This window comes from Pseudomonas sp. CHM02 (genome assembly GCF_000612585.1).
Classification (GTDB): domain Bacteria; phylum Pseudomonadota; class Gammaproteobacteria; order Pseudomonadales; family Pseudomonadaceae; genus Aquipseudomonas.
The window spans coordinates 19,763-27,231 of record NZ_JFCA01000070.1 but is presented as its reverse complement, the minus strand read 5'-3'; the positions used below and the strand labels follow the sequence as shown (position 1 = coordinate 27,231).

The window sequence follows — 7,469 nt, the reverse complement described above, 5'->3', positions numbered from 1 at the left end:
TTGGGGCCGCTTCGCAGCCCAGCGCGGGACAAGCCCGCTCACCACAGCAAGCCCCTTCACCACGGCAAGCCCGCTCACCACAGTAAGCCCCTTCACCACGGCAAGCCCGCTCACCGCAATAAAGCCGGTTCACCACAGTAAGTCATTTCCAATCGAGGTCTCTATCGGTGCTGGAAGCGGGGCAGGGAGGCGATGCGCAACTTGGGTTCCTGGAGGCGCGCCAGGTCGGTTGCGATCTGCGCCCGCCAGAAGTGCGCCCCGGACAATTGCGCATCCACCCACGCCTGGCGCAACAGCACTTTGGCCTTGTCCACCGAACCATAGTGGGCCTGGCGCAGGGTCAGTTGCGCCTTGATCCGCAGCATTTGCGGCGCGAACCAGCGCTCATGTCGGCCGAGGGCCAGTTGCAGGGTGTCTTCCAGCACTTCCAGGGCGAGTTTTTCCAGGCCCAGGCGTGCCAGGCCCAGGGCATATTCACAGCGCAGCAGGCTGTAGAGCTGGCTGTCGCCCTGGCCTTGCAGATGGTGCAGGGCTTCGCCCAGTTGCGGCACGCCGGCTTCCGGCGAGCCTTCGCGGATCAGCAGGATGCTTTCGAAACACAGGCGAAATTGCCGCCAGATATGCAGGTCCTGGCCGGTGGTACTGTCTTGCAGCAGGGCCAGGTAGCAGCGCACTTTCGGCAGGTTGGACGCCAGCAGTGCTAACGGAATTGCGCCCAGGCACAGGGTGTACCAGAGGGTCGCGGGGTGATCGAGTGAGACGGCTTCGTCGACGCAACTGCCGATCAGGCGCAGCGCCGGGTCGACATCGCCTTCGAGCAACAGCACCTTGGCCTTGAGGCAGCGGGCGGCGATGCGTTGGTCGAAGTGCACGTCGATGATATGCGAGCGCGGCGCCGACGGTGAGCCGAGGGCTTCGTCGATATTCAGGCGTGCGCCCAGCAGGTCGCCCATGTGGAACAGCGCCACGGCGCGCATGCGCTTGCCCAGCAGTTGCTGGCTGCCGCTGCTGTTCAGGGCGATGTAACGTTCGGCCAGCTCCAGTGCTTCGGCGTATTGGTTGCAGCCGCAGCGGTCGGTCCACAGGCCCCATAGTGCACGCAGTTTGTGCTCGGCATCGTCCAGGTCACGGGCGTCTTCACGCACCTGGCGCCAGGCTTCACGCATCGCACTGCCCGTGCCGTAGGTGAGCATCAAGACACTGGCCAGCGCGGTCTGCAGCAACATGCGCTGGCGTAAGGGCAGCGGGACAAGGGTGTCGCTGGCCAGGCCTTTGTCGACCCAGGTACGGCACTCGCTGACCAGCGACAACCGCAGCCACAACGGCACGCCACCCAGGGTCAGTTCGATGCCCAGGGGCAGGTCGCCGGCGGGCGAGTAGGCCCAGTCGAGGGCGGCGCGGATGGTGTTGATCTCCGGGCCATAGAGGGCCAGCCAGGTTTCCGGGGACAGGCCGTCCAGGGTCTGCCCGGCTTCCTGCAGAACGCTGAGGGCATAGTGCGCGTGACGTTGGCAGGTGGCGTTGGTTTCGCCCTGCTCGCTGAGTTTTTCCACGGCATAGGCGCGGGTGGTTTCCAGCAGGCGGTAGCGCTTGGGCACGCTGGCGTCACTGGCGATCAGCAGTGACTTGTCCATCAGGCTTTCGAGCAAGGGCAGGGCATTGCGGGGGTCGAGGCTGCTGCTGGCAGTCATCGCCTTGACCGCCTCCAGGGTGAAGGCGCCGGTGAATACCGCGAGTTGGCGCAGCATGGTTTGCTCGTCGCCACTGAGCATGGCGTAGGTCCAGTCCAGGGTCGCGCTCAGGGAACGATGCCGGGCGAGGGCGGTGCGCCGGCCGGTCATTTGCAGGCGGAAACTGCCGTCGAGCAGGCCCACCAGGTCCTGGATGCCAAACGTGCGCACCCGTGCGGCGGCGATCTCGATGGCCAGCGCGTTGCTGTCGAGTTTGCGGCAAATCGCACTGACAGCCGGCACGTCGGCATCGCTGAATACAAAGCCGGGATCGAGGGCACGTACGCGCTCCACAAACAGGCGCACGCCGGACCAGGCCAGGGCTTGGCTGGCACTGAGGCTGGCGTGTTCGTCGGGCACCTGCAGTGGCGCCAGGTCGTGCACCCGTTCGCCTTCGGCGCGCAGCGGTTCGCGGCTGGTGGTGAGCACAACGCATTGGGGCGCGCTGCGCAGCAGGGTTTCCACGACGTCGGCGGTCGCGGGCAACACGTGTTCGCAGTTGTCCAGCACCAGCAGCAAGCGCCGGTTGGCCAGGCTGGCGACCACGCAATGCAGCGGGTCTGCGCTGACGGTCTGGATGCCCAGGGCGCTGGCGAGCATGCCGGCCACCCATTGCCCGCTGGTGGCGGGGGCCAGGTCGACAAAGCAGCTGCCCAGGTTGAGTTCGACGGCCAAACGCTGTGCCACGGCCATGGCCACGGTGGTCTTGCCGATACCACCCGGACCGGTGAGGGTGACGAAACGTTGGCTCATGACCTGGTCGGCGAGGCTGGCGACAAGGGCGTCGCGGCCGATCACCTCAACCGCAGGCAACGCGCCGGCAGGCTCATCGACCCGCACCGAAGGGACCGGCAGGTGCTCTTCACCGGCCGCTTGGACCGTGACCGGCGCGACAAATCGATAGCCCCGCCCCGGCACGGTAACGATATAGCTGAAGTTGCCATCGTCGCCCAAGGCTCGGCGCAGCGCGACGATCTGCGCGCGCAGGTTGCATTCCTCCACCACCACCTTGGGCCAGGCGAAGGCGATCAGTTCGGCCTTCTCCAGCAATTCGCCTGCACGGGTCACCAGGGCGATCAACAGGTAGAGCGCACGGCTGCCCAGGGTCACGGGTTCGCCATCGCGCAACAGCACATGCTGGCGGGCGAGCAATAGAAAGGGACCAAAGCCAATGGTGCTGTCGGGGGTTGCCGGCGCGGGGTGGTCTGCGTCCAGGAAGGACACTGCGTGGTTCTTGCTCGAGCTCATCAAATCATCCTTTTTATAGTCGGGCTTGTTATTGGCGATCAGGCCATTCGCCCTTTTTGGGGTACAGATGTGCAGCAGCAGTCTTGGAAAGTTGATGTCGATCAAAAAGTCGAAAAGGTCGCCCTCCTTTGGGGCGTTGTGGTTTTTATTGGCGTGTCACACAAGCTGTTTCAGGTGATGAGACTGTCTCAGAGCTGAAACATTTTATTACCAGAAACACTGATAAAGCAGAATGTATGCCAGTTGGCATGTAACAAACATGACAACAACCGCATGAAATTTATGGTGATTTTTGCGGTCATCGATGGTGCTGAAACGCTCTTGTTCGGAAAGGCGAATATTTCTAATTGTGTCGTTCGGGATGCCGAATAAAACGCCGGGGTTTTGGCACTGTTTTATTGACTGTGTATCGAACTGTATCCCCGCACCATCCTGATACACCGGCATGACGTTCTATCGCGTTCGCGACACAGACCGGATACACGCCTGGCTTTAACTCTGTTCACCAGCTGGCGCCGGCGGTCCCCGACCCCAAGGCGCCCTGGCCACACTCAGTCAAGCCAGGAGACTCACCCCATGAAGCGTCCTTATGCAGCCCTCGCGGCAACCCTCGCCCTGTCCCTCAGCGCTTTTGCGGCCGTGGCCCATGCCGATGAGCCCAAGCCCCAGGAAAAATGCTTCGGCGTGTCGCTCGCCGGGGCCAACGATTGCGCCGCGGGCAAAGGCACCTCGTGCGCCGGCACCGCCACTACCGACTACCAGGGCAACGCCTGGGTACTGGTGGACAAAGGCACCTGCACCCAGATCAAGACCCCTAAAGGCTACGGCAGCCTGACGGAACAGCCATGAGCCGAGCGGCCCCGGCGCTGATCCAGCGCCTGCTGCCCGAGGCCTTGCTGTTGCTGGTGGCCCGGGTGGGCATCGCGGCGGTGTTCTTCTTGTCGGGACGCACCAAGGTCAGCGGGTTCCTCGAGCTCAAGCCGTCGACCTACACGCTGTTTCGCTCGGAGTACGCCTTGCCGCTGATCCCGCCGGAGTGGGCGGCGCACCTGGCGACCTACGCCGAGCACCTGTTTCCGCTGTTGCTGGTGCTGGGCCTGCTGACCCGTCCGGCCGCTGCCGCGCTGCTGGGCATGACCCTGGTGATCGAGGTGTTTGTCTATCCCGATGCCTGGCCGGTGCACCTGACGTGGGCGGGCCTGCTGTTGCCGCTGCTGGCGTATGGCGCCGGGGCGTGGTCGCTGGACCGCCTGATCTCAGGCAAACGTTCATAACTTTGATGGAGATTTCCAATGCGTATGCTTTCTTCCCTGGCCATTGCCATGGCCCTGACGGTCCCGATGCTCGCCCAGGCGGCGGATGCCCCGCAGCCCGGCGCCGGTAAAAGTGTGGTGATTGTGCCCGGTTCGTTTGTCGACGGTTCCGGCTGGCGCGTGGTGCACGACATCCTGATTCACAAGGGCTACAAGGTCACCGTGGTGCACCAGGGCCACGAGAGCCTGGCCGCCGATGTGGCCGAGGCGCGCGAAGTGCTGGAGCAGCAAGTCGGCCCGGTGGTGCTGGTGGGCCACAGTTCCGGTGGCGGGGTGATCTCGATTGCCGGCGACCGCGACAAGGTCAAGTCGCTGGTCTACGTCTCGGCGCTGCAGCCGGAAGTGGGCGAGAACATGGCCCAGTTGATCGGCTCCATGCCGGCGCCCAGCGATGGCATCAAGGCCAGCCGCGACGGTCACCTGTTTTTTGATCGCACTAAGTTCAACGCCGACTTTGCCGCCGACCTGACCACCAACCGCACCGACTTCATGGCCGCCTCCCAAGTGCCTGCGACCACTGCCTTGTTCGGTGGCACCGCGTGGGCCGCAGCCTGGCATAAAAAGCCGACTTACGCGGTGGTCTCCACCGAAGACCGCGCCCTGAGCCCGGACCTGCAGCGCTGGATGTACAAACGCGCCGGTTCCAAGGTCACCGAAATCAAGGCCAGCCACTCGGTGTACATCTCCCAGCCCGAGGCTGTGGCGAAGGTCATCGAAGACGCTGCGTCCGTCATCCAGTAATTCACCCCAACCCCGGAGAAATACCCATGAACACTGCACTCAAATCCCGCCTGAGCCTCGCTGCCGCTGCTGCCCTAATCGCCATGGCATCCGCCTCGTTTGCCACGGCCGCCAGCGCCGCCGACCAGCAGGAAAAACCCGGCCGCTGCTACGGCGTCAACACCTGCAAAGGCACCAGCCTGTGCGCCACCGCCAAGAACGACTGCAAGGGCCTCAACAGCTGCAAGGGCGAAGGCGTGATCGTCAAGACCCCGTCCGAGTGCCTGAAGGCCGGTGGCACCCTGACTGAACCGAAGTAACCCACCCGGCGAGCCCCGTGCGGGCTCGCCACTTATTCTTAGCGGAGATCCGCCATGTCGACATCCAACCCACACTTCTCAGGCTACGGCCTGGGGCTGCGCAAGGAGCACTACTGCGACTTCCTGGAGACCTCGGTGCCCGTGGATTTCGTCGAAGTGATCTCCGAAAACTTCATGGTCGCGGGCGGCCAGCCCCGGCATATCCTGCGCCAGGTGCGCGAGCGCTACCCGGTGGCGCTGCATGGGGTGTCCCTGTCCATCGGCACGGCCGAGGGGCTGGACGCCGACTATCTGCAGCGCCTCAAGTCGCTGGTGGACGAGGTCCAGCCGCTGTTTGTCTCCGACCACCTGAGCTGGTCGCGCAGTGGCAGCTTCAACGCCCATGATTTGTTGCCCGTGCCCTACACCGACGAAGCACTGGACCGGGTCTGCGCCAATATCCATCAGGCCCAGGAGGTGCTCGGCCGCACGATGCTGTTTGAAAACCCCTCCAGCTACCTGGCGTTTGAAGGCGCTTCCATGACTGAGTGGGAATTTATCGCGGCCATGGCCCAGCGCACCGGCTGCGAATTGCTGCTGGACGTCAACAACGTGTTCGTCAGCGCCAGCAACCACGGCTTCGACGCCCTGGCGTTTCTCCAGGGCATCCCTGCCGAGCGTGTGCGCCAGGTGCACCTGGCCGGTCACAGCCAGGGCCGCGACATCTTAATCGACAGCCATGACAGCCCGGTCTGCACCGGCGTCTGGGAGCTGTACGCCCAGGCCATGACCCGGCTGGGCCCGGTGGCGACCATGATCGAACGCGACGATGAGATCCCGCCACTTGCCGAGCTGCTCCAGGAATTGGCCATGGCTCGGACGTTGGGGACGCCGCGATGAACCTGGCGCAACTGCAGCAGACCTTTCGCGAATGGTTGGTGAGCGCGTCGGATGAATCCGCGCAGTCGCTGGGCAATCATCACGCCGGCCTGGCGGTGTACCAGAACAACTACCGCGCGCAGTTGGTCGGGTGCCTGGAACAGGCGTTTCCCAATCTGCGCCGCTGGCTGGGCGAGGACGCCTTCCTGGCGGCGAGCATCACCCATATCGACAACCATCCACCCCATGCCTGGACCCTGGACGCGTACCCCGAGGGGTTCTACGCGACCTTGAAAGACGTGTTCCCACGCAACCCGGATGTGCATGAGCTGGCCTGGATCGAATCAGCCCTGAACGAAGCGTTCGTCGCCGCCGACGCGCAGCCGTTGGCGCTGGAGACGTTGGCCGAGCTGGACTGGGACACGGCAGTGCTGCACCTGACACCGTCGCTGCGCTGCCATGGCCTGAGCACCAATGCCGAAGCCATCTGGTCGGCATTGTGGCAGGACGCGCCCGCGCCCGAGGCCGTAATGCTGGAGCAGGCGGGCGGCTTGCTGGTATGGCGGCGTCAATTCACCTCGCGACTGCGCCAGGTGGATGTGCAAGAACTTCAAGCGTTGCAGCACGTGCAGGCCGACGGCCGTTTCGCCGGGCTGTGTGAGTGGTTGGTGCAACGCCTTGGCGAAGAGGCCGGCGTGATGCAGGCCGGTGACTACCTGGCCGGTTGGCTGGGCAGTGAATTGATCGTGGGAGTGACGCATGTTTGATCGTCGAGGTTTTTTACTGCTGAGCGCCGTGGTGTTGTCCGCGCCGGCGTTTGCGCTGCAACAGGTGAGTACCGATGACCAGGAGATCCGTTATGAACAGTTCGGGCCGGAGGAGGGCCGGGTGATCATTTTGCTGGCGGCGGATGTCAGTGCGTTTTCCGACGTGACGGCCCCGCTGGCGGCCCAGGGTTTTCGGGTGATCGTTCCGTACCTGCGCACCGCCGACGACGCCGTGCTCGGCCAGGATGTGCTGGACCTGATGAACGCGTTGCATATCCCCGAGGCGGTCCTGGCCGGCGTGGAAGTGGGCGGGCGGGTGGCCACGCGTGCGGCTGTGTTGAAGCCGAGTCGGTGTGTGGGGCTGGTGACATTGAATACCACGCCCCAGGCCGGTTTTGCCGAGGCCGTGGGGGTGATGGCCAACACCGGGCACTGGCGAACATGAAAATACTGACAGGCAGCCAATCCAGCACTGAAAAAAATCCCCGCAGCCCTTAATCTAAGCGCCTTTGT

Annotated in this window: 9 protein-coding genes; 8 read left to right on the top strand and 1 reads right to left on the bottom strand. The window is 64.0% G+C overall.

Annotation, left to right across the window (positions count from 1 at the left end; genetic code table 11):
* Positions 1 to 161 precede the first annotated feature (161 nt).
* The gene (locus BM70_RS0128935) at positions 162 to 2,978 is read right to left on the bottom strand and encodes a winged helix-turn-helix domain-containing protein (RefSeq protein WP_025859261.1); all 2,817 of its coding nucleotides are present in this window, start codon (positions 2,976 to 2,978) and stop codon (positions 162 to 164) included.
* Between BM70_RS0128935 and BM70_RS0128930 the strand changes: the two genes are divergently transcribed.
* The 8 genes from BM70_RS0128930 to BM70_RS0128890 all read left to right on the top strand — a co-directional run bounded on the left by BM70_RS0128930 (position 2,958) and on the right by BM70_RS0128890 (position 7,401).
* The gene (locus tag BM70_RS0128930; protein ID WP_025859260.1) at positions 2,958 to 3,176 is read left to right on the top strand and encodes a hypothetical protein; all 219 of its coding nucleotides are present in this window, start codon (positions 2,958 to 2,960) and stop codon (positions 3,174 to 3,176) included. The two genes, BM70_RS0128935 and BM70_RS0128930, sit on opposite strands and share 21 nt — an antisense overlap.
* A 378-nt stretch (positions 3,177 to 3,554) precedes the next feature.
* Positions 3,555 to 3,827 (top strand): DUF2282 domain-containing protein, encoded by a 273-nt coding sequence (locus BM70_RS0128920; RefSeq protein WP_025859258.1) that lies wholly within the window; start codon positions 3,555 to 3,557, stop codon positions 3,825 to 3,827.
* Entirely contained in the window at positions 3,824 to 4,252 is a 429-nt protein-coding gene (locus BM70_RS0128915) for a DoxX family protein (RefSeq protein WP_025859257.1), read from the top strand. The genes BM70_RS0128920 and BM70_RS0128915 overlap by 4 nt, the downstream gene beginning before the upstream one ends.
* Positions 4,253 to 4,270: 18 nt before the next feature.
* On the top strand, positions 4,271 to 5,032 hold the full coding sequence (locus BM70_RS0128910; protein WP_025859256.1) for an alpha/beta fold hydrolase: 762 nt from the start codon (positions 4,271 to 4,273) through the stop codon (positions 5,030 to 5,032).
* A 26-nt stretch (positions 5,033 to 5,058) separates the two neighbouring features.
* Positions 5,059 to 5,331, top strand: a complete 273-nt coding sequence (locus BM70_RS0128905) for a hypothetical protein (RefSeq protein WP_016979675.1) — start codon at positions 5,059 to 5,061, stop codon at positions 5,329 to 5,331.
* Positions 5,332 to 5,385: 54 nt separating this feature from the next.
* A complete protein-coding gene (locus tag BM70_RS0128900) occupies positions 5,386 to 6,210 on the top strand; it encodes a DUF692 domain-containing protein (protein WP_025859255.1) in 825 nt (274 codons plus the stop codon).
* Complete coding sequence (locus tag BM70_RS0128895; RefSeq protein WP_025859254.1) at positions 6,207 to 6,956, top strand: DNA-binding domain-containing protein; 750 nt, start codon at positions 6,207 to 6,209, stop codon at positions 6,954 to 6,956. Before BM70_RS0128900 ends, BM70_RS0128895 begins: the two co-directional genes overlap by 4 nt.
* Complete coding sequence (locus BM70_RS0128890; RefSeq protein ID WP_025859253.1) at positions 6,949 to 7,401, top strand: alpha/beta fold hydrolase; 453 nt, start codon at positions 6,949 to 6,951, stop codon at positions 7,399 to 7,401. The genes BM70_RS0128895 and BM70_RS0128890 overlap by 8 nt, the downstream gene beginning before the upstream one ends.
* Positions 7,402 to 7,469 lie beyond the last annotated feature (68 nt).

What these genes read in the sequence shown, in the direction of transcription:
- BM70_RS0128895 (WP_025859254.1), top strand. Translation starts at nt 6,207, where the DNA reads ATGAACCTGGCGCAACTGCAGCAGACCTTTCGCGAATGGTTGGTGAGC.
- BM70_RS0128935 (WP_025859261.1), bottom strand. Translation starts at nt 2,978, where the DNA reads ATGAGCTCGAGCAAGAACCACGCAGTGTCCTTCCTGGACGCAGACCAC.
- BM70_RS0128915 (WP_025859257.1), top strand. Translation starts at nt 3,824, where the DNA reads ATGAGCCGAGCGGCCCCGGCGCTGATCCAGCGCCTGCTGCCCGAGGCC.
- BM70_RS0128910 (WP_025859256.1), top strand. Translation starts at nt 4,271, where the DNA reads ATGCGTATGCTTTCTTCCCTGGCCATTGCCATGGCCCTGACGGTCCCG.
- BM70_RS0128890 (WP_025859253.1), top strand. Translation starts at nt 6,949, where the DNA reads ATGTTTGATCGTCGAGGTTTTTTACTGCTGAGCGCCGTGGTGTTGTCC.
- BM70_RS0128905 (WP_016979675.1), top strand. Translation starts at nt 5,059, where the DNA reads ATGAACACTGCACTCAAATCCCGCCTGAGCCTCGCTGCCGCTGCTGCC.
- BM70_RS0128920 (WP_025859258.1), top strand. Translation starts at nt 3,555, where the DNA reads ATGAAGCGTCCTTATGCAGCCCTCGCGGCAACCCTCGCCCTGTCCCTC.
- BM70_RS0128900 (WP_025859255.1), top strand. Translation starts at nt 5,386, where the DNA reads ATGTCGACATCCAACCCACACTTCTCAGGCTACGGCCTGGGGCTGCGC.